Annotated in this window: 21 protein-coding genes and 1 pseudogene; 15 read left to right on the top strand and 7 right to left on the bottom strand. The window is 66.9% G+C overall.

Annotated elements, in window-relative coordinates; all coding sequences use genetic code 11:
- Nucleotides 1-2: 2 nt before the first annotated feature.
- Nucleotides 3-701, bottom strand: coding sequence for a hypothetical protein (locus tag J2X70_RS05830; protein ID WP_223483449.1), 699 nt, complete (start codon nucleotides 699-701; stop codon nucleotides 3-5).
- Nucleotides 702-840: 139 nt separating this feature from the next.
- Nucleotides 841-1,755: a histone gene (locus tag J2X70_RS05825; RefSeq protein WP_223483448.1), complete on the bottom strand. Its 915-nt coding sequence runs from the start codon at nucleotides 1,753-1,755 to the stop codon at nucleotides 841-843.
- Nucleotides 1,756-2,244: 489 nt separating this feature from the next.
- Between J2X70_RS05825 and J2X70_RS05820 the strand changes: the two genes are divergently transcribed.
- The 10 genes from J2X70_RS05820 (at nucleotide 2,245) to J2X70_RS05775 (ending at nucleotide 10,769) form a co-directional block, all read left to right on the top strand.
- Nucleotides 2,245-3,678, top strand: coding sequence for a Do family serine endopeptidase (locus J2X70_RS05820; RefSeq protein ID WP_025878360.1), 1,434 nt, complete (start codon nucleotides 2,245-2,247; stop codon nucleotides 3,676-3,678).
- Between the two features lie 104 nt (nucleotides 3,679-3,782).
- Complete coding sequence (locus J2X70_RS05815; protein ID WP_025878359.1) at nucleotides 3,783-4,145, top strand: hypothetical protein; 363 nt, start codon at nucleotides 3,783-3,785, stop codon at nucleotides 4,143-4,145.
- A gap of 8 nt (nucleotides 4,146-4,153) precedes the next feature.
- Nucleotides 4,154-4,624, top strand: a complete 471-nt coding sequence (locus J2X70_RS05810; protein WP_025878358.1) for a phage holin family protein — start codon at nucleotides 4,154-4,156, stop codon at nucleotides 4,622-4,624.
- Nucleotides 4,621-5,058 carry a protein sip-5 gene (locus J2X70_RS05805; RefSeq protein WP_309909393.1) on the top strand — a complete coding sequence of 146 codons (438 nt, stop codon included), beginning with the start codon at nucleotides 4,621-4,623 and terminating at the stop codon, nucleotides 5,056-5,058. The genes J2X70_RS05810 and J2X70_RS05805 overlap by 4 nt, the downstream gene beginning before the upstream one ends.
- Before the next feature lie 67 nt (nucleotides 5,059-5,125).
- Nucleotides 5,126-6,232, top strand: a complete 1,107-nt coding sequence (locus tag J2X70_RS05800; protein WP_025878356.1) for an AI-2E family transporter — start codon at nucleotides 5,126-5,128, stop codon at nucleotides 6,230-6,232.
- A gap of 96 nt (nucleotides 6,233-6,328) precedes the next feature.
- Complete coding sequence (locus tag J2X70_RS05795) at nucleotides 6,329-6,799, top strand: hypothetical protein (RefSeq protein ID WP_032978295.1); 471 nt, start codon at nucleotides 6,329-6,331, stop codon at nucleotides 6,797-6,799.
- Between the two features lie 62 nt (nucleotides 6,800-6,861).
- Nucleotides 6,862-7,590, top strand: a complete 729-nt coding sequence (locus J2X70_RS05790) for an HAD-IA family hydrolase (protein WP_025878355.1) — start codon at nucleotides 6,862-6,864, stop codon at nucleotides 7,588-7,590.
- A 3-nt stretch (nucleotides 7,591-7,593) separates the two neighbouring features.
- Entirely contained in the window at nucleotides 7,594-8,961 is a 1,368-nt protein-coding gene (locus J2X70_RS05785; RefSeq protein ID WP_223497514.1) for a M17 family metallopeptidase, read from the top strand.
- A gap of 168 nt (nucleotides 8,962-9,129) precedes the next feature.
- The gene (locus J2X70_RS05780; RefSeq protein WP_309909390.1) at nucleotides 9,130-10,236 is read left to right on the top strand and encodes a catalase; all 1,107 of its coding nucleotides are present in this window, start codon (nucleotides 9,130-9,132) and stop codon (nucleotides 10,234-10,236) included.
- Nucleotides 10,233-10,769 (top strand): cytochrome b, encoded by a 537-nt coding sequence (locus J2X70_RS05775; RefSeq protein ID WP_088100728.1) that lies wholly within the window; start codon nucleotides 10,233-10,235, stop codon nucleotides 10,767-10,769. The genes J2X70_RS05780 and J2X70_RS05775 overlap by 4 nt, the downstream gene beginning before the upstream one ends.
- Nucleotides 10,770-11,279: 510 nt before the next feature.
- Here the strand turns inward: J2X70_RS05775 and J2X70_RS05770 are convergent.
- The 3 genes and pseudogenes from J2X70_RS05770 to J2X70_RS05760 all read right to left on the bottom strand — a co-directional run.
- Nucleotides 11,280-11,882: a response regulator transcription factor gene (locus J2X70_RS05770; protein WP_025878350.1), complete on the bottom strand. Its 603-nt coding sequence runs from the start codon at nucleotides 11,880-11,882 to the stop codon at nucleotides 11,280-11,282.
- Nucleotides 11,879-13,093: a sensor histidine kinase gene (locus J2X70_RS05765; protein ID WP_309909387.1), complete on the bottom strand. Its 1,215-nt coding sequence runs from the start codon at nucleotides 13,091-13,093 to the stop codon at nucleotides 11,879-11,881. The genes J2X70_RS05770 and J2X70_RS05765 overlap by 4 nt, the downstream gene beginning before the upstream one ends.
- A gap of 30 nt (nucleotides 13,094-13,123) precedes the next feature.
- Nucleotides 13,124-13,435 (bottom strand): annotated as a pseudogene (locus J2X70_RS05760) (ATP-binding cassette domain-containing protein); the annotation flags it as partial.
- A 202-nt stretch (nucleotides 13,436-13,637) separates the two neighbouring features.
- Here J2X70_RS05760 and J2X70_RS05755 point away from each other — a divergent pair.
- The 5 genes from J2X70_RS05755 (at nucleotide 13,638) to J2X70_RS05735 (ending at nucleotide 21,540) form a co-directional block, all read left to right on the top strand.
- Nucleotides 13,638-14,885 carry an efflux RND transporter periplasmic adaptor subunit gene (locus J2X70_RS05755; protein ID WP_309909385.1) on the top strand — a complete coding sequence of 416 codons (1,248 nt, stop codon included), beginning with the start codon at nucleotides 13,638-13,640 and terminating at the stop codon, nucleotides 14,883-14,885.
- A 117-nt stretch (nucleotides 14,886-15,002) separates the two neighbouring features.
- Entirely contained in the window at nucleotides 15,003-15,692 is a 690-nt protein-coding gene (locus tag J2X70_RS05750) for an ABC transporter ATP-binding protein (protein ID WP_025878346.1), read from the top strand.
- A 14-nt stretch (nucleotides 15,693-15,706) separates the two neighbouring features.
- Entirely contained in the window at nucleotides 15,707-16,864 is a 1,158-nt protein-coding gene (locus J2X70_RS05745; RefSeq protein ID WP_032978283.1) for an FtsX-like permease family protein, read from the top strand.
- 13 nt (nucleotides 16,865-16,877) lie between these two features.
- Nucleotides 16,878-18,194, top strand: coding sequence for an ABC transporter permease (locus J2X70_RS05740; protein WP_025878344.1), 1,317 nt, complete (start codon nucleotides 16,878-16,880; stop codon nucleotides 18,192-18,194).
- Between the two features lie 487 nt (nucleotides 18,195-18,681).
- Nucleotides 18,682-21,540: a TonB-dependent receptor gene (locus J2X70_RS05735; protein ID WP_309909382.1), complete on the top strand. Its 2,859-nt coding sequence runs from the start codon at nucleotides 18,682-18,684 to the stop codon at nucleotides 21,538-21,540.
- Between the two features lie 135 nt (nucleotides 21,541-21,675).
- Here the strand turns inward: J2X70_RS05735 and rarD are convergent, their stop codons facing one another.
- Together rarD and yedA are read right to left on the bottom strand one after the other, a co-directional pair.
- Nucleotides 21,676-22,575: an EamA family transporter RarD gene (rarD, locus tag J2X70_RS05730; RefSeq protein ID WP_025878342.1), complete on the bottom strand. Its 900-nt coding sequence runs from the start codon at nucleotides 22,573-22,575 to the stop codon at nucleotides 21,676-21,678.
- Complete coding sequence (yedA, locus tag J2X70_RS05725; protein ID WP_025878341.1) at nucleotides 22,572-23,477, bottom strand: drug/metabolite exporter YedA; 906 nt, start codon at nucleotides 23,475-23,477, stop codon at nucleotides 22,572-22,574. The genes rarD and yedA overlap by 4 nt, the downstream gene beginning before the upstream one ends.
- Between the last annotated feature and the right edge of the window lie 151 nt (nucleotides 23,478-23,628).

Raw genomic sequence — 23,628 nt, 5'->3', positions numbered from 1 at the left:
CCTCAGCGGGCGCCCGCTTCATCCTCACCGGCCGCGTGGCCGGCACCCAGCGCAGCACCGGCACCAACACCCAGCCCGCCCATTCCGGCACCCATGCCGCCGCCACCGCCGCCACCTCCACCGGTGCGACCGCCCTTGGCTTCGCCCTCGTTGCGGCCCTTGCCACTTCCGCCACCGCTGCCCGCAGGGCGGGTAGGCCCCTGGCGCGGGATCTCCAGGTCGCCCGGTACCGGCGCAAGGTCCAGCGCCTCGCGGACGAAGTCGCGCAGCGAGATCACCAGTTCGTGTGTGTGCACCGCACGCCCCTGTGCCAGTTCACTGGCAGCGCGCGCGGCCAGCCGTACCTGCTCGTCGGTGCCCAGCAGCAGGATGTCCGACAAGGCCGCTTCGACCGCATCGCGGATGCGCCGGGCCCGATCCGAGCCCGGCTCGGCGATGCCTTCTTCGTGGGCCCGCTGGCGCAGGTCGCGCAGGTGGGTTGGATCGACCCCCAGTTCACCGGTGAAGGAGCCGCCCAGCGTCTTGTAGGCCGCCATCAAGGTACGCAGCCGCTCATTGATCTGCCGGTTCTCTCGTTCGCGGCGCTGCTGCAGGGTCTGCATCACCAGCAGGCGGATGCCCACGCCGAGCAGGGTGATCAGGACCAACCCGGCCAGGGTGGACAGCACGCCCTGCCAGGAACTGAAATCGATGCCGCGCATGGTCAGGGCTCCTGCGGAAGACCTTCATCTTGCCCCAGGCTGCTGCCGCAGATCCACGCCAGGCAATGATCAGTCCCCCCCCGAAAACGCAGAAGGCCCTCCCGCCCGATGAGCGGAAGGGCCTTCGAACCACGCGCGTTTACTTGCGCTTGGCAGCCTTGCGCACGGCCTTCTTGGCCGGAGCCTTCTTGGCCACGGCCTTCTTCAGCGGTGCAGCCTTCTTGGCGACCGTCTTGCGGGTAGCAGCGACCTTCTTGCCGACAACCTTCTTGGCAGCAGCGGTCTTCTTGCCGACAACCTTCTTGGCAGTGGCGGTCTTCTTGCCGACAACCTTCTTGGCAGCGACGGTCTTCTTGCCGACGACCTTCTTGGCAGCGACGGTCTTCTTGCCGACAACCTTCTTGGCAGCAGCGGTCTTCTTGCCGACGACCTTCTTGGCAGCGACAGTCTTCTTGGCCACAGCCTTCTTGGCGGTAGCGACCTTCTTGCCGGCAACCTTCTTGGCGGCCACGGTCTTCTTGGCCACAGCCTTCTTGGCGGTAGCGACCTTCTTGCCGACAACCTTCTTGGCAGCAGCGGTCTTCTTTGCCACAGCCTTCTTGGCGGTCGCAACCTTCTTGGTGGCGGCCTTCTTCACGGTAGCGACCTTCTTGCCGGCAGCCTTGGTGGTCTTCTTGGCAGCAGCAGCCTTCTTGGTCACGGTCTTGCCGGCAGCCGCCTTCTTCTTGGCCACTTCCTTCTTCAGGGCAGCCGCTTCGGCCTTGGCGTTCTTCTTGGCCGCTTCCAGCTTCTTCTTGGCGTTGGCAACGGTCTTGCCGACCGACTTGGCAGCCTTCTCGGCCTTCTTGGCAACGGTCTTCTCGACCTTGGCCACGACCTTCTTGGCCTTGGCGACGCGGGTGGTGGCAGCCTTGCGGGCGCGCTTGACGGTCTTCTTGACCGACTTCACTGCGTCTTCGGCGGCGTGGGCGATGGTCTCGCCGACGTTGGTGGCGGTTTCTTTCACGTTCTCGACGGCGTCGGTCACGACCGACACACCATTACCGTTGCTCATGTTGCCCTCCTAGGGGCCTGGATTGTCAAAACGGGGCGATGCTATACCGACAATGGCTATCGTGGAACGGGCACGACCAGCCAATCGCATCCGGTGCGACGCAACTGGAGTAAGCGATAGCGGCGGCTGACGTGCCCCGCAGTCAGGAAATCCCTTTTTTTAAGCAGTGTGCTGCGCAGCCTGCCTGCTGCTGGCGTGCCGATGCAGGCACTGGCAGCAGCCACACATCCGCGCAGCACTGAGCGTCATCGCAAGGTCGGGATGCGCGGAACTGCGCAAGTGTCGCGGTGTATCAGGGCGCTGCCGGCGTGCCTTGCGGCGCTCGCTCGCGGCTGTCGCGAACAGCGTTGTGGTGCGCGCGTCAGCTTTCCGGCGCCTGCGGTGGGGGTCGGATTTTCATGGGGCATTTATCCAGATCGCGACACACTCATTCAGCTTGTTCTACCGTATGCGTCAACGGCCCCAACCTCAGCCTGCGAACCGACTCCCATGCGACCGCTTCCCACCCTGCTTACGCTCGCAATCGCCGCTGCCTTCGGCGGCTTCGTTGCCACCGGCCTCAATGCGCACCTGGACAACCGTGCCGATGCCGCTCCGCTGCCGGCGGTACTGCCCACCTCCGCAGCGCTGCCGGCCGCGGTCGCCGGGCAGGCGGTGCCTTCGCTTGCACCGATGCTGGAAAAGGCGATGCCGGCGGTGGTCAGCGTCAACACCAAGCAGGTGGTGCGGGTACGCAACCCGTTCTTCAACGACCCGTTCTTCCGCCGCCTGTTCCCGGACATCCCGCAGGAGCGAATCAACGAGTCACTCGGTTCGGGCGTCATCATCGATGCCACCGAAGGCCTGGTGCTGACCAACCACCACGTCATCGACAACGCTGATGACGTGCAGGTGACACTGGCCGATGGGCGCACGGTGAAGGCCGAGTTCCTCGGCTCGGACCGCGACACCGACATCGCGCTGATCCGCATTCCGGCGCAGAACCTGACCGACATCAAGCTGGGCAACAGCGACCAGCTGCGGGTGGGCGACTTCGTGGTCGCCATCGGCAATCCGTTCGGTTTCAGCCAGACGGTCACCTCGGGCATCGTCTCGGCGGTGGGCCGCAGTGGCATCCGCGGGCTGGGCTACCAGAACTTCATCCAGACCGATGCATCGATCAACCCGGGTAATTCCGGAGGCGCGCTGGTCAACCTGCAGGGCCAGCTGGTGGGCATCAACACCGCCAGCTTCAACCCGCAGGGCAGCATGGCCGGCAACATCGGCCTGGGCCTGGCGATTCCGTCGAACCTGGCCCGCAGCGTGGTCGACCAGCTGGTCAAGCATGGCGTGGTGGTGCGCGGCACACTGGGCATCGAAAGCCAGAACCTGAGCGCGCAGATCGCGCAGGGCCTGGGCCTGGGCGAAACCCGCGGCGCCCTGGTAACCCGCGTGCTGGCCGGTTCGGCCGGTGCCGCCGCAGGACTGAAGCCGGGCGACGTGGTGGTATCGGCCAACGGCCAGCGGGTGGACAGTGCCGAAGCACTGCACAACGTGGAAGGCCTGGCGGCGGTGGGCAGCGTGCTGACCCTGGACGTTCGCCGCGAAGGCAAGCCGCTGCAGATCAAGGCAACGCTGAAGGAACAGGCGCGCGTGGTCAGCGGCGAGAGCCTGGACCCGCGCCTGACCGGTGCCAGCTTCGTCGACCTGCCCGAATCGCTGCGTCAGTCTGGCGTGGGCGGCGTGCTGGTCAGCGAGGTCAAGCGCGGCAGCCGCGCCGCGACCAATGGCCTGCAGCAGGGCGACATCATCACCGACGCCACGGTGGGCGAATTCGCCGACCTGGCCAGCTGGCGCGCCAATTTCCAGCAGCGCCCGCCCACCCTGGTGCTGCGCGTGCTGCGCAACAATGGCCAGCAGCAGGGCCAGTTGGTGATGCGCTGATCGCCTGGCCGTAACGCCCCCTATACCCACGTGATGCTATTGCTGTACGTCCAGGTCGGCCAAGCGCCGATCGCCCGTTCCCCCATCGCAACAGGAGTGATTCGATGAGCCCCACCAATACCGAGAACCTGAAGGACCACCTGGGTGAAGCCGGTTCCCACCTGAAGCAGGCCGCCAGCGCTGCCGGCGGTGCGATCAAGGGCGCTACCGGCGCCGCGACCGATGAACTGCGCATCGGCAAGGCCAACGTCAAGGCTGAACTTTCCGACAGCGCGCTGTCGGGCCTGGCTGCTGCCGAGTTCGGTGGTGCCGCCGCCAAGGAACAGGTCGACGCGCTGATGGACAAGGGCAAGGACCTGATCGACAGCGCTGCTGAGCTGATCCGCGAACGTCCGCTGGCCTCGTTCGGCGTGGCCTTCGCTACCGGCTGGATCATCGCCAAGCTGGCCCGCGGCAGCGACAAGTAAGCTGCGGCGTGAGCGAAGACACCACGCAACGTCCTGATCCGGCGGCCACGCCGCCGTTGGACGAAAGCATCCGCCAGGTCGGCGCAGCCGGCCGGGCGACTGCCGATTCGGCCAAGCACTCACTGCGTTCGCTGCGCCGGTTGGCGTCGGCGGACTTCGCGCTGGCGCGCAGCGCATTCGGCCGCGCATTGGCCTGGGCCGGCGTCGCCATCGTGTTCGGTGCGTCGGCCTGGCTGTTGCTGGCCGCCACCCTCATCGCCCTGCTGCAGAGCTTCGGCCTGAGCTGGCTGCAGGCCCTGCTGATCACCTCGCTGCTGAGCCTGGCCGTCACCGGCTATGCGATATGGCGCGTTTCCTACTTCTTCCACCACACCGGCATGCACGCCACCCGGCGTCAGTTGTCCCGGTTGGGCCTGTTCGATGAGCCCACCGATGATGATCCCGATGCAGGCGTGCAGATCCCGGAGGGCAAGCCATGAAGTTCGGTGCACTGCAGCGGCGTGTGAAACGTTGCGAACAGGTGATGGCCGTGCGCCTCGGCGAGACCCAGGACCACTGGAACGTGCTCAGCCAGGTCTGGCGACAGGGCTGGTCGCCACTGCGCATCGTGGTGGTGGGTCTGGCCGGCGGGTTCATCGCCGGCAAGCTGGAGGTTCCGGGCAAGGTCAACGGAGCGCGTTGGCTGCAGATGGTCGGTTCGGTGTCCAGCCTGTTCGCCAGCGCCCAGGCCGCGTTTGCTTCGGTGGTGGCGGCGCAGGCGGCGGAAACCGCAGACGATGCCGCCGACCAGGTGGATGAAGCGGCCGGGCCGCCCCCCTCCGCCGCAGCACGACCGGCAGCACGCCCGGTGGCCGAGCCCGAGCTGCGTGAGCCCCGTCCGGCCGAAGCGGCGACCGAGATGTCCGAACGTTGACGAACCTTACCCGCCGCGTTGATCGCGGCGGGCCGATAATGGGCTTCTCTTTCTGGTCGGTGCGTCGATGAGCGAGTCCCTGTTGTCCCCGTCGTCGCCTGCGCCGGACGAGTCCGCACCCCTGCCGCCGCCCTCGCGCCCACGTGGCCCGATGTCGCTGGTGATCCTGGCGACCCTGGCCGTGGCGTTCACCCTGTGGGCGGCGCAGGACATCATCCTGCCGGTCCTGCTGGCGATGTTCTTCGCCCTGGTCGGCAACCCCATCCTGCGCCTGCTGCAGAAGCTGTGGATTCCGCGCGCGCTCGGCGCCCTGCTGGTGCTGGGCGCCGGCTTGGGCGTGACCGGTGCGCTGGCGGTGCAGCTGATCGGCCCGGCGATGGACTGGGCACAGGAAGCACCGCAGCAGCTGCGCAAGGTTGCGCGCCAGGTGCAGGACCTGACCAAGCCGGTGCAGCAGGCCAACCAGGCCGCAGAGAATTTCGCGCGCGTGGCCGGCGGCGACGGCAACCGCAAGGTGCAGGTGATCCGCACCCAGCTGGACGACCCCTACCGGATGCTCACCCGTGCGCCGCGGCTGGCCGCCTCGGTGCTGGCCGTCGTGCTGCTGACGCTGTTCTTCATGATCTACGGCCAGAGCCTGCAGCGTGCAGCGATCGCCCTGTTCCCGAACCGGCAGCAGCAGCGTTTCACCAGTGACATCCTGCGCTCGATCGAGCATGAGGTGTCGCGCTACGTATTGACCATCAGCGTGATCAACACGGTGGTCGGCCTGCTGTTGGCCGGGGTGCTGATGCTGCTGGGCATCGGCCTGCAGGAGGCGCTGCTGTGGGGAACCGTGGCGGCGCTGCTGAATTTCGCGCCCTATGTCGGCCCGCTGCTCGGCGTCGCGTTGATGCTGCTGATGGGCTTTGTGGAGTTCCGCGACCCGCTTCAGGCACTGCTGCCTGCGGCCGCCTACCTGGCCCTGCATACCCTGGAAGGGCAGCTGGTGACGCCGATCGTGCTTGGCCGGCAGATGAAACTGTCACCGCTGGTGCTGATCCTGGCGCTGATGGTGTTCGGCTGGGCCTGGGGCATGATCGGCCTGCTGCTGGCGGTGCCGCTGCTGGTCTGCATCAAGCTGGTGCTGGCGCGGCTGGACGGCATGCACGGCTGGGCGCGGCTGCTGGAGTGAGGCGCGCTCCATCGACGGGCGTGCGGGGAGAGGAACGGTGGGACGGCGAAGGCTGGCAGAATATGCGCCCGCTTTTCCCAGGATGGAACCCTCCCCATGTTCTCTTTCGCGCGTCGATGCCTCGCCCTGACCTGCCTGGCCGCCCCCGCCTTCGCCGCGGCCCCGCCCAGTGCGGAAGTGGCCCGCACCCAGCTGGTGGAGGCCATCACCTGCCAGCGCCATCTCACGCCCGAACAGTTCGATGCCATGGCCAAGGTGCTGATGCCCGCCGGGGCCAAGACCAGGGACGAGTACGACGACGGCTACACACTGGCCTCGCCGCTGATGGTGCTTGGCCTGCCGGTGACCCATGTGACCTCCTACGACGGCTCCAGCGGCGAGGATGGCGTGGACAGTTACACGGCGTACTTCGGCAGCGCGGAAATCAGCAAGGTCGCCGCCTTGGCGAAGATGCCGCCGCCGGTGGCCGGTGGCTACCGGCGCGAAGTGGGCAGGCATGACCTGAGCGTGGATCGCGTCGATGGCCAGACCGTCCTGTACTGCTCCTACGACCTGCGCAGCCACTGACGGCGGCAGCGCCTGCCCGCCGCGCGCATGAAAGCCCGCGCGGGCAGGCGTAGAATGGCGGGGTGAAATTCCCTGTCCTTGCCATCACCCTCGACCTCGACGATACGCTGTGGCCGTTCGCTCCGATCGGCGCCCGCATCGACCAGGTCCTGTTCGACTGGATGCGCGAACACAGCCCCGCCACCGCCGCGATGTATCCGGTGGCGGCCATGCGCGAACTGCGCGAGCGCTCGTTCCGCGACAACCCCCACCTGCATTTCGACCTGAGCGCGCTGCGCCGGCTGACGATCCAGGAGGCGCTGGAAAACAGTGGCGCCAGCCTGGATCTTCTGGAGCCGGCGTATGAAGTGTTCTACGCCGCGCGCAACCAGGTGGAGTGCTACCCCGATGCGCTGGACGCACTGGCGCGTATCGCCGCGCGGGTGCCGGTGGCCGCGTTGAGCAACGGCAACGCCGATCTGGAACGGATCGGCCTGGCCCATCACTTCAGCTTCCAGCTGGGCGCGCGCGAGCATGGCGCGGCCAAGCCCGAAGCGAGCATTTTCCACGCTGCCTGCGACCGTCTGGGCGTCGCCCCGGCGCAGGTGCTGCACGTGGGCGACCACGTCGAGATGGACGTGGCCGGCGCGATGGCTGCCGGCCTGCGCGGCTGCTGGATCAACCGCGAAGCAGCCACCTGGAACCATCCGCAGCTGCAGCCTGACCTGCAGTTCGACACCCTCACCGGCCTGGCCGATTGGCTCGATGCCAACCTCGACGCCGCCGACGCTGACGCATCCCGGAGTACCTGACGCATGAGCGAGATCACTGGCTTCACCGCCGACACCACCGCCGCACTGCCGCTGCACGTGCTGGACCGCAGCCAGTTCGAGGCGTGGAAGAACAGCCAATCTGCTGCCACCCAGGCGTGGTTGAAGTCGCAGGGCTTCACTGCGGGCGCGCATTCGGTTGCGCTGCTGCCCGGCGCCGATGGCCTGGCTGGCGCGGTGATCGGCGTCGGTGATCGTGCCGACGCCTACAGCTACGCCCATGCACCGCATGCCCTGCCGGAAGGCAGCGTGTGGCAGCTGGCCAGCGAACTGCCGGCCGCCGAGCAGGCGCTGCTGCAGCTGGGCTGGGGCCTGGGCAGCTACCGCTTCGACCGCTACCGCAAGCGCAACCGCGCGCCGGCCCAGTTGGTGGCTGCACCGACCGGCGAAGTGGCCGACCTGATCGCCGCCAGCCTGCGCGTGCGTGACTGGGTCAACACGCCGACCGAAGACATGGGCCCGCAGCAGCTGGAAGACGCCGCGCGTGCCCTGGCTGAAGCGCATGGCGCGCAGGTGGAAGCCATCACCGGCGACGAACTGCTGGCGCAGAACTTCCCGGCCATCCATGCGGTGGGCCGTGCCTCGCACCGTGCGCCGCGGCTGATCGTGCTGCGCTGGGGCAAGGAGACCGACCCGGCGCTGGCGCTGGTCGGCAAGGGCGTGTGCTTCGATACCGGCGGCCTGGACATCAAGCCGGCCGATGGCATGCGCAACATGAAGAAGGACATGGGCGGCGCCGCACACGCGCTGGCGCTGGCCGGGCTGGTGATGGCCCAGCAGCTGCCGGTGCGCCTGACCCTGCTGGTACCGGCGGTGGAAAATGCGATCGGCCCGGATGCCTTCCGTCCGGGCGAAGTGATCGCCACCCGCAAGGGCCTGAGCGTGGAGATCGACAACACCGATGCCGAAGGCCGGGTGATCCTGTGCGACGCGCTGACGTTCGCCGGTGAGCAGAAGCCGGACCTGGTGCTGGACTTCGCCACGCTGACCGGCGCGGCACGCATCGCGCTGGGCCCGGACCTGCCGGCGCTGTTCAGCAACGATGACACGGTTGCCCAGCAGTGGCTGCAGGCGGGCGACGCCACCCGTGACCCGGTGTGGCGCATGCCGTTGTGGCGCCCGTACCTGCGTTACCTGAGCAGCGGCATCGCCGACCTGGCCAACGCCGGTTCGCGCATGGCCGGCTCGGTCACCGCCGCGCTGTACCTGGAACGCTTCCTGGAAGACGGACAGCGCTGGGCACATCTGGACGTGTATGCCTGGAACGATGGCGAGCGCCCGGGCCGCCCGGCCGGTGGCGAAGCCCTGGCCCTGCGTTCGGCCTGGACGATGCTGAAGGCACGTTACGGCTGATGGAGCCGCCGGGCATGGCCCGGCGCTGCCCATGCCGGTGGGTGCCGACCGTGGTCGGCACTGCATCACCCTGCAAATCTGACGAAAAATTGAATTTCGGCCCCGGCCGGGTTCTGCGAGGATGGTGTGGTCGCCCACCCACACATCCGTGAAGGCAGGACTCCGACCATGTCGCTCTTCCGCTACACCCGCGCCGGCCAGGAGCCGGGCGCGCCGCACCGGCATTCGCCCTTGCCCTGGATCGCGCTGATCGCACTGATCCTGGGCATCGTTGCCCTCGCCTTCGCCTGGCTGGCCGGTTGGATCGGCCGCGACCGGCTGACCGCACAGCGCTTCACCGACACCATCGAGGCCACCGGCCCTGCACATCCCGGCTTCCGCCGCGCGCACAGCAAAGGGGTGTGCGTGAGCGGCTGGTTCGAACCCAGCGCACAGGCGCCCACGCTGTCCAGCGCACGGGTGTTCTCGCAGGCGAAGGTTCCGGTGCTGGGCCGGCTGTCGATCGGCGGCGGCGATCCGCACGGCGCCGATGGCAGCGCGCGCGTGCGCAGCATCGCCGTGCAGCTGGTGGGCGATGACGGGCAGGAATGGCGGATGGCGATGAACAGCTTCCCGTTCTTCGCCGTGCCCACCGCCGAGGCGTTCTACGAGCAGACCCGCGCGCAGATTCCGGATCCGGCCACCGGCAAGCCCGACCCGCAGAAGATGGCGGCCGTGCTGGCCAGGTACCCCAGCGCACAGGCCTTCCAGCAGTGGGCCAAGAGCGCACCGTGGACCAGCAGCTGGGCCAACACCACCTTCAACAGCGTCAACAGTTTCTGGTTCACCAACGCGCAGGGACAGAAACGCGCGGTGCGCTGGCGCTGGCAGCCGCAGGCGCCGCTGGTGGAGATGGATGCGGAGGCACGCAAGCAGGCCAATGTCGATTTCCTCAGCCAGGAACTGCAGCAGCGCCTGGCCACCGGCCCGGTGCGCTGGAACCTGGTGGTCAGCCTGGCCGCGCCGGGCGATGCCATCGATGATCCCTCGGTGCCGTGGCCTGAATCGCGCGAACAGGTGGTGGCGGGCGTGCTCAGCCTCGACCGCATGCAGTCGCAGGAAGAAGGCGCCTGCGGCCAGCTCAACTTCGATCCGCTGATCGTGCCCAGCGGCGTGCGCGGCAGCGACGACCCGATCCTGGCTGCGCGCTCGGCGGTGTATTCGCAGTCGTTCAACCGCCGCGAGCGCGAGCGCGCCAGCGGTGCGGCGGCACAAACGAAGGGGGAAGCACGATGAGTACCGGCAACGGCCACTTCAACCCGCTCGCCCGGGTGCTGCACTGGTCCATGGCGCTGATGATCATCGCCATGCTGTTCATCGGCGTGACCATGGTCGCCTCGCTGCACCTGCGCCCCATGCTGATCGACCTGCACCGGCCGCTGGGTATCGCCATCCTGCTGCTGGCGGTGCTGCGCCTGTACAACCGCCTGCGCCATCGCCCACCGCCGCTGCCAGCGGATCTTCCCGCGTGGCAGGTGCTGGCCGCGAAGGCTTCGCACTGGATGCTGTACGCGTTGATGCTGGCGATGCCGCTGATCGGCTGGGCGATGCTGTCGGCCGGCGGCTACCCGATCGTGCTGGGTGGTGGCCTGCACCTGCCGCCGATCGTGCCGCACACGCCAGCGCTGTACGCCGCGCTGCGCAATGCGCACAGCCTGCTGGCCTACGTGTTGTTCGCCACGGTGCTGATGCACGTGGGTGCGGCGCTGTTCCACCTGTGGGTGCGCCGCGATGGCGTGTTCCAGGCGATGGCACGCGGGAAGGATTGAATGGGTTCGCCGGGGGTTCCCGGCTGGTCATTTCCGCGACTGCGGAGGGGTGTCACTTTTCTTTTCGCGCGAAAAGAAAAGTAACCAAAAGAAACGCGCCGCCAGCCGCGAGCCGGCGTGCTTCGCACGCCGGTGCCCTGTGCTCCTCGGTCCGCCGAGGGACGGCGCGGAACTCGCTGCGCTCAGACACCCGCGCCTCTTCGCCCTCGCCGGACCTGCGGTGCTCGGCTCGCTTGAAGGCGGATTGGAAAAGCAAAGCGAAGAGCATCCACGCATGGCGTGGATCTACTGGGTGCAGGTGTGGCGTTTGACGTTGGGTCCGCCTTATAGCGAGCCGAGCATCGCAGGGGAAGCAGGGGCGTAGAGGCGCCGATGTCTGAGCGCAGCGAGTTCGGCGCCGTCCCCTGATTCACCGAGAAGCGCAGGGTACCGGTGCGCAGCACCGGCTCGCGGCCGGCGGCGTGTTTCTTTGGTTACTTTCTTTGCACGAGCAAAGAAAGTGACACCCCCCTACAACCACCCCTTCTGCCGTGCCAGCCGATACGCCTCGATCCGGTTGGCCACGCCCAGCTTGCCGATGCATTCGGACAGGTAATTGCGCACCGTGCCGTGCGACAGCCCCAGCTGCTCGGCGATCTCGCTGGCGGTGCGACCTTCGCCCGCCAGGCGCAGCACGCGGCGTTCGCGGTCGGTCAGCGGGTCGGCCTGCGACCACGCATCCAGCGCCAGCTGCGGATCGATCGCACGGATGCCCTGCTTCACCTTGCGCAGTGCCTCGGCCAGGTTCTCGGCCGGTGCATCTTTCAGCAGATAGCCCAGTACGCCCGCTTCCAATGCGCGACGCAGGAAACCGGCACGGGCGAAGGTGGTCACGATCACCACCTTGATCGGCAGTTCATGGCGGGCGATGCGCTGGGCCAGTTCCAGCCCGCTCAGCCCCGGCATCTCAATGTCGGTGACCAGGATGTCCGGCTGCAGCTGCTGCAGCATGCGCCAGGCGGCTTCGCCGTCGGCAGCACTGCCCAGTACCTCGATATCCGGTTCCAGGCCCAGCAACGCCGACAATGCGCCACGCACCATCGCCTGATCCTCGGCCAGCAGGATGCGGATCATGCCGCGCCTCCCTGTGCCAGCGATGCCGGCGACAGCGGCGTAGTCGCGGCCACCAGGGGCACGCGCACGGTCAGCAGCGTGCCTTCCCCGCGCGGCGACTGCAGCGTCAACTGGCCACCCAGCGCCGCTGCGCGCTCACGCATGCCACACAATCCGTTGCCCTCGGCCTGCACACCACCACGGCCGTCATCGCGTATCTGCATCACCAACTGTCGGTCCTCAAGCATGAAATCCACCTGCACCCGGGTCGCCTGCGCGTGGCGCACGATGTTGGTCGCCGCCTCGCGCAGCACCAGTGCCAGCCCACGCTCTACCTCCACTGGCATCGGTGGCGGCGGCATGTACTGCAGGTGTACCTGTTGGCATTCCAGCAGCAGGCGTGCCGAGGCCAGTTCGCCGGCCAGGTCGCTGGCGCGGATGCCGGTGACCGCACTGCGTACCTGCGCCAGCGCCTCGCGGGCAATGTCCTCGGCCTCGCCGATTTCCTGCCGGGCACGCGCGTCATCGCGGTCGTACAGCTTGCGCGCCAGTTCCAGCTTCAGCGTGATCAATGACAGCGTATGCCCCAGCAGGTCATGCAGATCACGGCCGATGCGCTCGCGCTCGGCGGTGGTCGCCAGGCGCCGCACCTCGTCCTGGGACAGCTGCAGGGCAACGTCGCGCTGATGGCTCAAGGCCTCCACGTTGACCACCAGCCCGACAATGAACGACACCGCCGGCATCCACACCATGGCCTGCCACGGATAACCGAAGTAGAGCGCGGTGCTGCAGAACAGGAGATTCAGGCCAGTGAGCTGCAACAGGTACACCCACCAGCCGCCGCGGCTGCTCATGCGGATCATCACGCAGCCGAACACGAAGTAGCTCAGTCCCGACGGATACCACGGCAGCAGCACCAGGGCCATCGCAATCATGCCCAGCGCGTAGCGCCAGGCGTGGTGCCGTGGCGCCAGCATCGCCCTGGCATAGAACAGCAGGAACAACGGATAGCTGGCCAGCGTCAGCAACAGCCAGCGCAGCGTGAAGCCATTCCCGAGCACCGGGGTGAGGAAGATCCAGACCGACCACAGCAGGTGGATCGCACCACTCCAGGGCGACTTGCCACGCCGCAGCAGTTCGGCCACCGCCGAATCCGGGGCAGGGCGCAGCAGGGACGCAGGCCAGCTCGGTGGCACGGAAGATTCCAGGCGGGGACGATCGCTGCCGATCATGCCAGTTCAGCCGACCCGGCGCAGGCGCCGACACGCCTGCGCCACCGGTTCATCCACCTGCAGCATCGGCGGCAGGCTGGTGCTCTGCAGCATCACGCCGAGGCCGAGCCGCTGATCGCGCTGCTGCGGATCACCGCCCAGCAGCTCGACCTGGCCGGCGTCGGCACGGCGCAGGCCCAACAGCACGCTGATCGCGGTACTCTTGCCGGCACCGTTGCGGCCCAGCAGGGCCAGTACCTGGCCAGCGCGCACCTGCAGGTCGATGCCGTGCAGGGCGGTATGGTCGCGGTAACGCACCTGCACCTGCTGCAGGCGGGCCAGCGACGGAGCGATCGTATCCATGGGCGGTACCGGTAGCGGGGACGTTGCCATCCTGTGCCGCCGTGGTCACATTTCGCAGTTGCCGCCGTCAATGACATCGGATGACAGCTGTCACTGCCATCGCCGATGCACCTGCCTTCATGCTGTGCCGCACGCTCCACCGCCGGAACCGCCGCTGCCTGCCCCTCCGGTCACACCCGCCCGAACGCCTGTGATGGAACGAATGAACGCTTCTGCCGAGCTGTTGAAGGAACTCCGTATCGACCGCAAGTCGCCGCCGCCCGCCTCCAGCGGCGGCAGTGGTGGCCGCCGCTGGCTGTGGATCGCCGTGGCCGTGATCATCGTGCTGCTGGCCGGTGGTGCATTCGCACTGTTCGGCCGCGCGCCCACCGTGGAAGTGGACACCGCGCCGGCGGTGGCCATCCAGCAGGGCAGCGCCAGCAGCTCGGTGCTCGACGCCAGCGGCTACGTGGTCGCCCGGCGCATGGCCACGGTGTCGGCCAAGATCACCGGCAAGGTGCGCGAGGTGATGATCGAAGAAGGCATGCGGGTGGAACAGGGGCAGATCATGGCCACCCTGGACCCGATCGATGCCGACGCCCAGCGCAACCTGTACGCCTCGCAGCTGCAGGCCGCACGCAGCCAGGTGGTCGGCCTGGAAGCCCAGCAGAAGCAGGCCGCCGCTGAAACCAGCCGCCTGCAGGCACTGGTCGGCCAGCAGCTGGTCTCGCGTTCGCAGTACGACCAGGCCGTGGCCCAGCGTGACAGCCTGCGTGCGCAGCTGGAAACCGCACGACGCAACGTCAAGGTTGCCAACGACCAGCTGTCCATCGCCGACCTTGGCGTGGACAACAACATCGTGCGCGCGCCGTTCTCCGGCGTGGTCACCGCCAAGGCCGCGCAGCCCGGCGAAATCGTCTCGCCGCTGTCGGCCGGTGGTGGCTTCACCCGTACCGGCATCGGCACCATCGTCGACATGGAATCGCTGGAGATCGAAGTCGAGGTCGGCGAAGCCTTCATCGGCCGCGTGCAGCCGAAGATGCCGGTGGAAGCCACGCTCAACGCCTACCCGGACTGGAAGATCCCGGCCGAGGTGATCGCCATCGTCCCCACCGCTGACCGCGGCAAGGCCACGGTGAAGGTACGGGTCGCACTGAAGGTGAAAGACCCGCGCATCGTGCCGGAGATGGGCGTGCGGGTCAGCTTCCTGGAACAGGCCAAGCCGCAGACCGAAGCCAAGCCACAGGGCGTACGCGTTCCGGCCACTGCGGTGGTCGAGCGTGAGGGCGCGTCGGTGGCCTTCGCACTGGGCGATGACAACCGTGTGCAGCAACGCACGGTCGAGGTGGGCCAGGCGATGGGCAAGGACCGCCAGATCCTCAAGGGCGTGAGCGCAGGGGAGTCGGTGGTGGTCAACCCGCCGGACACCCTGCGCGACGGCACCAGGGTCAAGCAGAAGCAAGCGCAGTAACGGCCCGGCGCCCGCATGGCGCCACCGGCAGTACCGCTGGAAAACACCACTGTTCGACGCGTGCCGGCCGTTGGCCGGGACGCATCCCCGTTTCCCGCCTTTCGTGGAGAACCACCCATGTCGACCCTGGTTTCACTGCGCAACATCACCAAGACCTACCAGCGTGGCCCCGAAAAGGTGCAGGTGCTGCACGGCATCGACCTGGATATCGCCAGCGGCGATTTCGTCGCGCTGATGGGCCCGTCCGGTTCCGGCAAGACCACCCTGCTCAACCTGATCGGCGGCCTGGACAACCCCACCGGCGGCGAGATCAGCATCGAAGGCGAGCGCATCGACCAGATGAGCGGCGGCCAGCTGTCGACGTGGCGCAGCCACCATGTCGGCTTCGTGTTCCAGTTCTACAACCTGATGCCGATGCTGACCGCGCAGAAGAACGTGGAACTGCCGTTGCTGCTGACCCACCTCAGCGCGGCGCAGCGCAAGCGCAATGCCGAGATCGCGCTGACCCTGGTCGGCCTGGCCGACCGCCGCAGCCATCGCCCCAACGAACTGTCCGGCGGCCAGCAGCAGCGCGTGGCGATCGCCCGCGCGATCGTCTCCGACCCGACCTTCCTGATCTGCGACGAACCTACCGGCGATCTTGACCGCCAGTCCGCCGAAGAGATCCTGGGCCTGCTGCAGCAACTCAACCGCGAACACGGCAAGACCATCATCATGGTCACCCATGACCCGAAGGCTGCCGAGTACGCCACCCACACGGTGCACCTGGACAAGGGCGAGCTGGCCGACGCGCCGCTGGCCCACTGACGGAGGCCACAGCGATGAAATACTTCTCGTTGGTCTGGGCGCAGCTGTTCCGCAGCCGCACCCGCACCCTGTTGACCCTGCTGTCGGTGGTGGCCGCGTTCCTGCTGTTCGGCATGCTCGACTCGGTGCGCGTGGCGTTCTCGTCCGGTGGCAGCGTGGAAGGTGCCAACCGGTTGGTGGTGGCTTCGCGCCTGTCGATCACCCAGTCGCTGCCGATCCGCCTGGAAACGCAGATCCGCCAGGTCAGCGGCGTGCGCGATGTCACCTACGGCATGTGGTTCGGCGGCATCTACCAGGACCCGAAGAACTTCTTCCCCAACTTCTCGGTGGCGCCCAACTACTTCGATGTCTACCGCGAGCTGCAGATCGACCCGGCGCAGCTGCAGGACTGGCAGCAGACCCGTACCGGCGCGATCGTCGGCGAGACGCTGGCCAAGCAGTTCGGCTGGAAGATCGGCGACACCATCCCGCTGCAGGCCACCATCTTCCCGCGTGGCGGCAGCAACGACTGGCCGCTGGAACTGAAGGGCATCTACCGCTCGAAGGATCGCGCACTGGCGGCCAATGAAGAACGCCAGTTGATGATGAACTGGAAGTACTTCGATGAGTCCAACGACTACATCAAGAACCAGGTGAGCTGGTACACGGTGACGCTGGACAACCCGGAGCAGTCGTCGAGAGTGGCGCAGGCCATCGATGCGATCTCGGCCAACTCCGACCACGAAACCAAGACCCAGACCGAATCGGCGTTCCAGCAGGCGTTCGTGAAACAGTTCGCCGACATCGGCATGATCGTCACCTCGATCATGGGCGCGGTGTTCTTCACCCTGCTGCTGTTGACCGGCAACACCATGGCCCAGGCGGTGCGCGAGCGCGTTCCGGAACTGGCCACGCTGAAGACGCTGGGCTTCAAGGACAGCACGGTGCTGACCCTGGTGATGGTCGAATCGGTGCTGCTGATCGGCCTCGGTGGACTGATCGGCATGGGCCTGGCGGCGCTGATCCTGCCGGCCATCAGCCCCAAGAGCATGGGCATGCTGCCGCCGCACGTACCGACGCCGACCTGGCTGGTGGGCATCGTCCTGATCGTGGTGATCGGCATCGTGGTCGGGCTGCTGCCCGCACTGCGCGCCAAGCGCCTGAAGATCGTCGACGCGCTCGCCGGCCGCTGAAGAGGACACCGACATGAACAAGCTCAAGAAGTGGCTGGGGAACGCGGTGACCGTGCTGCTGCTGGTCGTTGGCCTGGTGGTTTGGATCAGCCTGCCGTGGATCGGCGTCGCTGCCATCGCGGTGCTGCTGGGGCTGTGGCTGGCGCTCACCCGCAGTGGCCGGCTGGCCCTGGCCGCCACCCGCATCGGCATCGCCAGCCTGCCGCAACGCTGGGGTGCCTCCTCGGTGATCGTGGTCGGCATCGCCGGCGTGGTCGGCGTACTGGTCGCGATGCTGGCGATGGGCGAAGGCTTCCAGGCCACGCTCAACAACACCGGCGATGACACCACCGCGATCGTGCTGCGCGGCGGCTCGCAGGCAGAGACCAACTCGGTCATCACCCGCGAACAGGTCCCGACGCTGTCCACCCTGCCCGGCATCACCCGCGATGCGCAGGGGCGGCCGCTGCTGTCGCCGGAACTCTCGCAGGTGGTCAACCTGGTGTCCAAGGCCGATGGCACCGACGTCAATGCGCAGTTCCGCGGTGTCGGCCCGCAGGCGTGGGCCGTGCATGACAAGGTCAAGATCGTCGAAGGCCGCCGGTTCGCCGCCGGCCTGCGCGAGATCGTGGTCGGCCAGGGCGCCAGGAGCCAGTTCCGCGACATGGATGTTGGCAAAACGCTCACCCTGGGCAACCAGACCTGGACGGTCGTGGGCGTGTTCGCTACCGGCGATGCGCATGACTCGGAACTGTGGACCGACGCCGACACGCTGGCCACCACCTACCAGCGCAGTGCCTGGCAGTCGATCAGCGTGCGTACCGACGGCAAGGCCGGCTTCGAGCAGTTCAAGGCCGCCGTGGCCGCCGATCCGCGCCTGAAGCTGGACGTGGAAACCACCCGCGTCTACTACAGCAAGCAGGGTGGTGGGTTGACCAAGCTGATCGACATCCTCGGCAAGGTGATCGGCACCATCATGGCCGTAGGCGCTGTGTTTGGTGCGCTCAACACCATGTATGCCGCCGTGGCCACGCGCGCACGCGAGATCGCCACCATGCGTGCGATCGGCTTCCGTGGCCTGCCGGTGGTGACTGCAGTGATGCTGGAAACCATGCTGCTGGCCCTGCTCGGCGGACTGCTTGGCTGCGCGGTGGCATGGCTGCTGTTCAACGGCTACAGCGTGTCCACCATCGGCAGCAACTTCAGCGCGGTGGTGTTCAAGTTCCATGTATCGCCGGAACTGCTGTGGAGCGGGCTGAAGTGGGCGCTGGGCATCGGCCTGGTCGGCGGATTGTTCCCGGCGCTGCGCGCGGCACGGCTGCCGATCACCACGGCGCTGCGCGAGACCTGAGCATCACGCATTGATTGAATGGACGTTGCGCAGGGGACGGGGCGAAGGCTCCGTCCCTTTTTTTTGCGCGTCATCCACGCATGGCGTGGATCTACTGGCCCATCCACGCATGGCGTGGATCTACTGGTGCCCTATCCACGCATGGCGTGGATCTACTGGCCTATCCGCATGGTGTGGGACGCCGACGTTGTTGCAGTAGATCCACGCCATGCGTGGATGGATGCGTGTACGCACGCAACAACGATTACAGATTGCGCAAACACCGCCGCTATCGGTGCCTCTGCCCATCGCAAACGCATCGCGCGTGACGTTGCGCACAATGCACCTGTGGATTGTTGGTTGCGATTCATTTTCGCGGCGTTACAGCGCGCGCGGACAAACAGTTACCGATGAAAACACTCTAGAATCCGGCCCCCACGTTGGTTTGCAGCACCCCACGCGTCCATAGAACGGACGCATGTTTTTTCTGAAACACGAGATTTCACGGATGTCCCTGAAGACCACCCCGCTGCGCAACGCGATCAGCATCGCGCTGGCCGCCAGCTGCACCACGCCCGCCTTCGCACAGGAAGCCGGCGATACCCCCACCAACCTCGACCGCATCGAGATCACCGGCTCGCGCATCCGCCAGGCCAGTGTCGAGACCGCGCAGCCGGTGGTGGCACTCAACCGCGCCGACATCGAGAAGAAGGGCTACGTCAACGTTGCCGACATCCTGCAGGACGTCACTGCAGCCGGCGCACCGAGCCTGAGCCGTTCGTCCTCGCTGAGCTCGTCGCGCGATTTCGGCGGTATGTATGTCAGCCTGCGCAACCTCGGCCCGGAACGCAGCCTGGTGCTGATCGACGGCCGCCGCATGGGCGTCAGCGCCGGCGGTTACTCCGACCTGGCCTCGATTCCGTCGGCGATCGTCGAACGCGTGGAAGTGCTGACCGATGGCGCCTCGGCGCTGTACGGCTCGGACGCCATCGCCGGCGTGGTCAACATCATCACCCGCAAGAACTTCGACGGTGGCGAAGCCAGCGTCTATGTCGGCCAGTACGGTGAAGGCGACGGCCAGAAGCGCTCCTACAGCGCCACCTTCGGCAAGACCTTCGACCGCGGCTGGTTCAGCGTCGGCGCCGAGCGCACCAAGGAAGACGAGATCCTCGGCGATGCGCGCGAGTTCAGCCGCTACCCGGGTGGCCCGCGCCATGCCGACGACGTCGACGCGCTGAGCCCGACCACCCAGTGGGGCACGGTCACCGTCGGTGGCAAGCCGCTGACCGTGGGCCCGGGCGGCGACCCGAGCAGCGCCAGCAACTTCCACACGCCGGATCCGGCTGACGGCGCCAACGCCAAGACCAACATGAGCCTGCTGAGCGGCCTGGAGCGCACCTCGGTGTTCGCCAACGGCGGCTTCTCGATCACCGACAACCTGCGCATCGTCGCCGATGCGCTGTACAGCAAGCGCGAGTCGACCAAGCACCTGGCCGGCTACCCGTACTCGGTCTCGGCTGCGCAGTCGCGCAACGGCACGCGCGCTGCGCTGTCCAAGGACAGCACCTTCAACAAGTGGGGCCAGGACGTGCTGTTCTCGCACCGCACCGAAGAGCTGCCGCGCGGTACCGAGAACACGCTGGAAACCAAGCGTGCCAGCCTCGGCCTGGAAGGCAGCTTCGAAACCGGTTCGCGCTACTGGGACTGGAACGTCAGCTACATGTACAACCGCAATGAAGGCGAGCGCGTTGGCACGGGCAGCATGTACCAGCCGAACGTCAACCTCGCCGTCGGCCCGTCCTTCATGGACGGCGACGTGGCCCGCTGCGGTACGCCGGGTGCGGTGATCGCCGGCTGCGTGCCGTGGAATCCGGCTGCGCCGATGGGCTACACCGGCCCGGGCTCGCTGGGCAACCAGGACGTGCAGGACTACCTGTTCACCCGCTTCGTCGACAAGATGCGCAGCACCACCAAGGTCGCCAGCGCCAACATCTCCGGCTCGCTGTTCACCCTGCCGGCCGGCGACATCATGGGCGCGATGGGCTTTGAGCACCGCAGCGAAGAAGCCAGCTACACCCCGGACCTGATGGTGCAGAAGGGCCAGATCGCCGGCACCACCGGCCAGCCGACCCGTGGCGACTACTCGCTCAACGAGGTCTACCTGGAAATGCAGGTGCCGCTGCTGGCCGACATGGCCTTCGCCCGCGAGCTGTCGCTGGACCTGGCCGGTCGCTACACCGACTACAACACCTTCGGTTCGACCACCAACAGCAAGTTCGGCCTGAAGTGGAAGCCGATCGACAGCCTGCTGGTACGCGCCACCTACGGCACCGGCTTCCGTGCACCGACCGTGGACGATCTCTACGGCGGCGCGGTTTCCAGCCGCGATTCGTTCACCGATCCGTGCGATACGAAGTTCGGCATCGCCGCCAGCAGCCCGACCGTGGCAGCACGCTGCCAGGCGCTGAACGTGCCCGCCAACTTCCGTCAGCAGACCGGTTCGGACGGCAACTTTGCCAACCGCCCGGGCCAGCAGGCCACCTCCGATTTCAACTCCGGTTCCAACCCGGAACTGAAGCCGGAAACCGCCAAGACCTGGACCGTCGGCCTGGTCTACAGCCCGGAATTCGTGCAGGGCCTGGACGTCAGCCTGGACTGGTGGAAGATCCGCATCGACAACGCCATCGTGGGCGAGTCGGCTACCGACATCCTCAACCAGTGCTACGTGCAGGGCGTGGATTCGGCATGCGGTCGCTTCACCCGTTCCACCGCTGCGGCCACCCGCGGCCAGGTTTCGGCGCTGGATCGTTCGCTGGTCAACGCCGGCTACCGCGAAACCGCCGGCTATGACATCGGTGTGCGTTACCGCCTGCCGGAAACCGCATACGGCAAGTTCGCCATCAACTGGAACACCACCTACACCGACTACCTGGAGCAGCGCAACGACAGCGCCGCCACCACCCCGGTGGAGCAGCGCGTGGGCTGGGCCGGTGACTTCCGCGTACGTTCGACCTTCAACCTGGATTGGCAGTACGGCAACCTCGGCATCGGCTGGACCGCCCGTTACTACTCGGGCATGAAGGAAGCCTGCTCGTACGACCTGGGCGGTGGCCCGGACTGCAACATGGCCGACTTTGTTTCGCCGTATACCGATGCACAGCCGAGCCGCAAGGTGGGTTCCAACACCTTCCACGACCTGCAGGTGCGTTACAGCCTGCCGTGGGATGGCACCGTGTCGTTGGGCCTGAACAACGTGTTCGACCACCAGGGTCCGATCATGTACAGCCAGCCCAACAGCAGCTTCACCTACTACGGTGGCTTCGACATCGGTCGTTTCATGTACATGAAGTACCAGCAGCGCTTCTAAGCCTGCAACCGCGTTCCCGCCCCGGCCAACTCTCTCCTGGCCGTGGATGGAAGCAGAACGGCGCCCCTCGGGGCGCCGTTCTTTTTTGCGGGGTCGGATCCCTTTGCGTCGCGAAGGGATCTGACCCCGGAGGCGCTACCGTTTCGCGCCGCGCATCGCCCGTACGTTGTCACCGACGTACAGGACCAACCCGGCCCAGATCGCCGCAAAACCAATCGCCTTGCCGGTGTCGAACGCTTCGTGGAAGAAGAACACGCCCAGCAGCAGCTGCAGGCTCGGTGCGATGTACTGCAGGATGCCGACCAGCGACAGCGGGATGCGCTTGACCCCGTAGGCGAAGCCGATCAGCGGCACCGCCGTGATCACCCCGCCGAAGATCAGCATCAGGTCGTTGGCCCAGCCCCAGCCACCGAAGAAGCCACCGCCATGGCCGTTTTCCGACCACAGCGCGAAGCCCAGCGCGGGCAGGAACAGGTACAGGCTTTCCACGCCCAGCCCGGCCACCGGATCGACCGACACCAGCTTGCGCAGCAGGCCGTACAGGCCGAACGAGCACGCCAGGCCCAGCGCGATCCACGGCGGCGTGCCCGCATCGATGGTCAGCCAGGCCACGCCCACCGCGGCGATGGCTACCGCCAGCCACTGCACGCGGCGCAGGCGCTCCTTCAGCACCAGCACGCCCAGCAGGACGTTCACCAGCGGGTTGATGAAGTAGCCCAGGCTGGTTTCGATCACATGTCCTGCGTTGATCGCCCAGATGTACAGGCCCCAGTTGAAGGCGATGGTCAGGCTCGATACCGCCAGGATCGGCAGCGCGCGCGGTTGCGCGGCGATCTTCTTCCACCAGCCCAGCCGTGATGCGATCAGCAGCCAGGCCACCACCAGCACGGTGCTCCAGATGATGCGGTGGGCGATGATCTGGAACGAAGGCACTTCGTTGAGCAGATGCCAGTACACCGGCACCAGCCCCCACAGCACGAAGGTGGAGGCAGTGATCAACAGGCCCCGTCGCTGTTCTTTCTCGTCCATGCTCATCGCTTGCGTGTCCTTGCCATCGTCAGTACCACCACACCCAGAAGTATCACCGCCATGGCCAGGAAGTCGCGCCAACCAAAGCGTTCACCATTCAATGCAGCCCCCAACAGGACAGCAATCACCGGATTGACGTAGGCATAGCTGCCGGCCAGCGCCGGGCGCACGTTCTGCAGCAGCCAGACGTAAGCGGTGAACGCCACGATCGAACCGAACACGCACAGGTAGGCCATCGCCAGCAGGCCACCGCTGTCGGGCAGGGTGGTGGGGCGCTCGCCGACGACCAGGCCGATCAGCACCAGCAGCACGCCACCGCAGATCATCTGCCCGGCGGCCGTCATGAACGGCCCCGGCAGATCCTGCCCGCGTGCCCACACCGAGCCGAACGCCCAGCCGACCGGCGCGATCAGCAGCAGCACCAGCCCGGTGGGCGATGCGGTCAGGCTGCTGCCGGCGTTGAGCCAGACCACGCCGACGAAGCCAACGGCGATGCCCAGCCATTCGCCCTTGCTGGCATGCTGCCCGCGCAGGGCCGAGAACAGCGCCATCCACAACGGCACCGAGGCCACCGCGGTGGCGGCCAGGCCGGATGACACCTCGCGTTCGGCCAGCACCACCATGCCGTTGCCCAGCACCAGCATGGTCACGCCCATGATGACCAGGTTGCGCCACTGCCGCAGGGTGGGTCTGGGCATCTTCCAGAACAGGCGCAGCGCCAGGTACATCAGGCCGCCGGCAATGATGAACCGGCTGCCGGAGACCATCGTCAGTGGCAGCGCGCCGCCATGCAGGGCCTTGGCGATACCCAGGTAGGTCGAACCCCAGACCACATAGACCAGCAGCAGTGCCAGCACGACAAGGCCGCCCCGTGGGGCAGCCGCAGACGGAACGGGGGGAGCCGACATGACACACCAGGGAGCTGGGGGAACACGGATTTTAGGACGTTTTGGTTATGGTCCGGCAGCCCATGTAGTGGCACGCTGTCATCCATCCATGCCCCGCCCGCCCCTTCCGGCACCCGGCGTTGACGTGGGTTGCAGTACCAAGGAGGCTGGC

Origin of the sequence: Stenotrophomonas sp. 1337, assembly GCF_031455455.1 — a bacterium.
GTDB lineage: Bacteria > Pseudomonadota > Gammaproteobacteria > Xanthomonadales > Xanthomonadaceae > Stenotrophomonas > Stenotrophomonas indicatrix.
This window is presented reverse-complemented; position numbering and strand designations above follow the sequence as displayed.

What these genes read in the sequence shown, in the direction of transcription:
- J2X70_RS05755 (WP_309909385.1), top strand. Translation starts at nt 13,638, where the DNA reads ATGAACGCTTCTGCCGAGCTGTTGAAGGAACTCCGTATCGACCGCAAG.
- J2X70_RS05825 (WP_223483448.1), bottom strand. Translation starts at nt 1,755, where the DNA reads ATGAGCAACGGTAATGGTGTGTCGGTCGTGACCGACGCCGTCGAGAAC.
- J2X70_RS05750 (WP_025878346.1), top strand. Translation starts at nt 15,003, where the DNA reads ATGTCGACCCTGGTTTCACTGCGCAACATCACCAAGACCTACCAGCGT.
- J2X70_RS05775 (WP_088100728.1), top strand. Translation starts at nt 10,233, where the DNA reads ATGAGTACCGGCAACGGCCACTTCAACCCGCTCGCCCGGGTGCTGCAC.
- yedA (WP_025878341.1), bottom strand. Translation starts at nt 23,477, where the DNA reads ATGTCGGCTCCCCCCGTTCCGTCTGCGGCTGCCCCACGGGGCGGCCTT.
- J2X70_RS05745 (WP_032978283.1), top strand. Translation starts at nt 15,707, where the DNA reads ATGAAATACTTCTCGTTGGTCTGGGCGCAGCTGTTCCGCAGCCGCACC.
- J2X70_RS05805 (WP_309909393.1), top strand. Translation starts at nt 4,621, where the DNA reads ATGAAGTTCGGTGCACTGCAGCGGCGTGTGAAACGTTGCGAACAGGTG.
- J2X70_RS05800 (WP_025878356.1), top strand. Translation starts at nt 5,126, where the DNA reads ATGAGCGAGTCCCTGTTGTCCCCGTCGTCGCCTGCGCCGGACGAGTCC.
- J2X70_RS05815 (WP_025878359.1), top strand. Translation starts at nt 3,783, where the DNA reads ATGAGCCCCACCAATACCGAGAACCTGAAGGACCACCTGGGTGAAGCC.
- J2X70_RS05785 (WP_223497514.1), top strand. Translation starts at nt 7,594, where the DNA reads ATGAGCGAGATCACTGGCTTCACCGCCGACACCACCGCCGCACTGCCG.
- J2X70_RS05820 (WP_025878360.1), top strand. Translation starts at nt 2,245, where the DNA reads ATGCGACCGCTTCCCACCCTGCTTACGCTCGCAATCGCCGCTGCCTTC.
- J2X70_RS05765 (WP_309909387.1), bottom strand. Translation starts at nt 13,093, where the DNA reads ATGATCGGCAGCGATCGTCCCCGCCTGGAATCTTCCGTGCCACCGAGC.
- J2X70_RS05740 (WP_025878344.1), top strand. Translation starts at nt 16,878, where the DNA reads ATGAACAAGCTCAAGAAGTGGCTGGGGAACGCGGTGACCGTGCTGCTG.
- J2X70_RS05770 (WP_025878350.1), bottom strand. Translation starts at nt 11,882, where the DNA reads ATGATCCGCATCCTGCTGGCCGAGGATCAGGCGATGGTGCGTGGCGCA.
- J2X70_RS05780 (WP_309909390.1), top strand. Translation starts at nt 9,130, where the DNA reads ATGTCGCTCTTCCGCTACACCCGCGCCGGCCAGGAGCCGGGCGCGCCG.
- J2X70_RS05830 (WP_223483449.1), bottom strand. Translation starts at nt 701, where the DNA reads ATGCGCGGCATCGATTTCAGTTCCTGGCAGGGCGTGCTGTCCACCCTG.
- J2X70_RS05735 (WP_309909382.1), top strand. Translation starts at nt 18,682, where the DNA reads ATGTCCCTGAAGACCACCCCGCTGCGCAACGCGATCAGCATCGCGCTG.
- rarD (WP_025878342.1), bottom strand. Translation starts at nt 22,575, where the DNA reads ATGAGCATGGACGAGAAAGAACAGCGACGGGGCCTGTTGATCACTGCC.
- J2X70_RS05795 (WP_032978295.1), top strand. Translation starts at nt 6,329, where the DNA reads ATGTTCTCTTTCGCGCGTCGATGCCTCGCCCTGACCTGCCTGGCCGCC.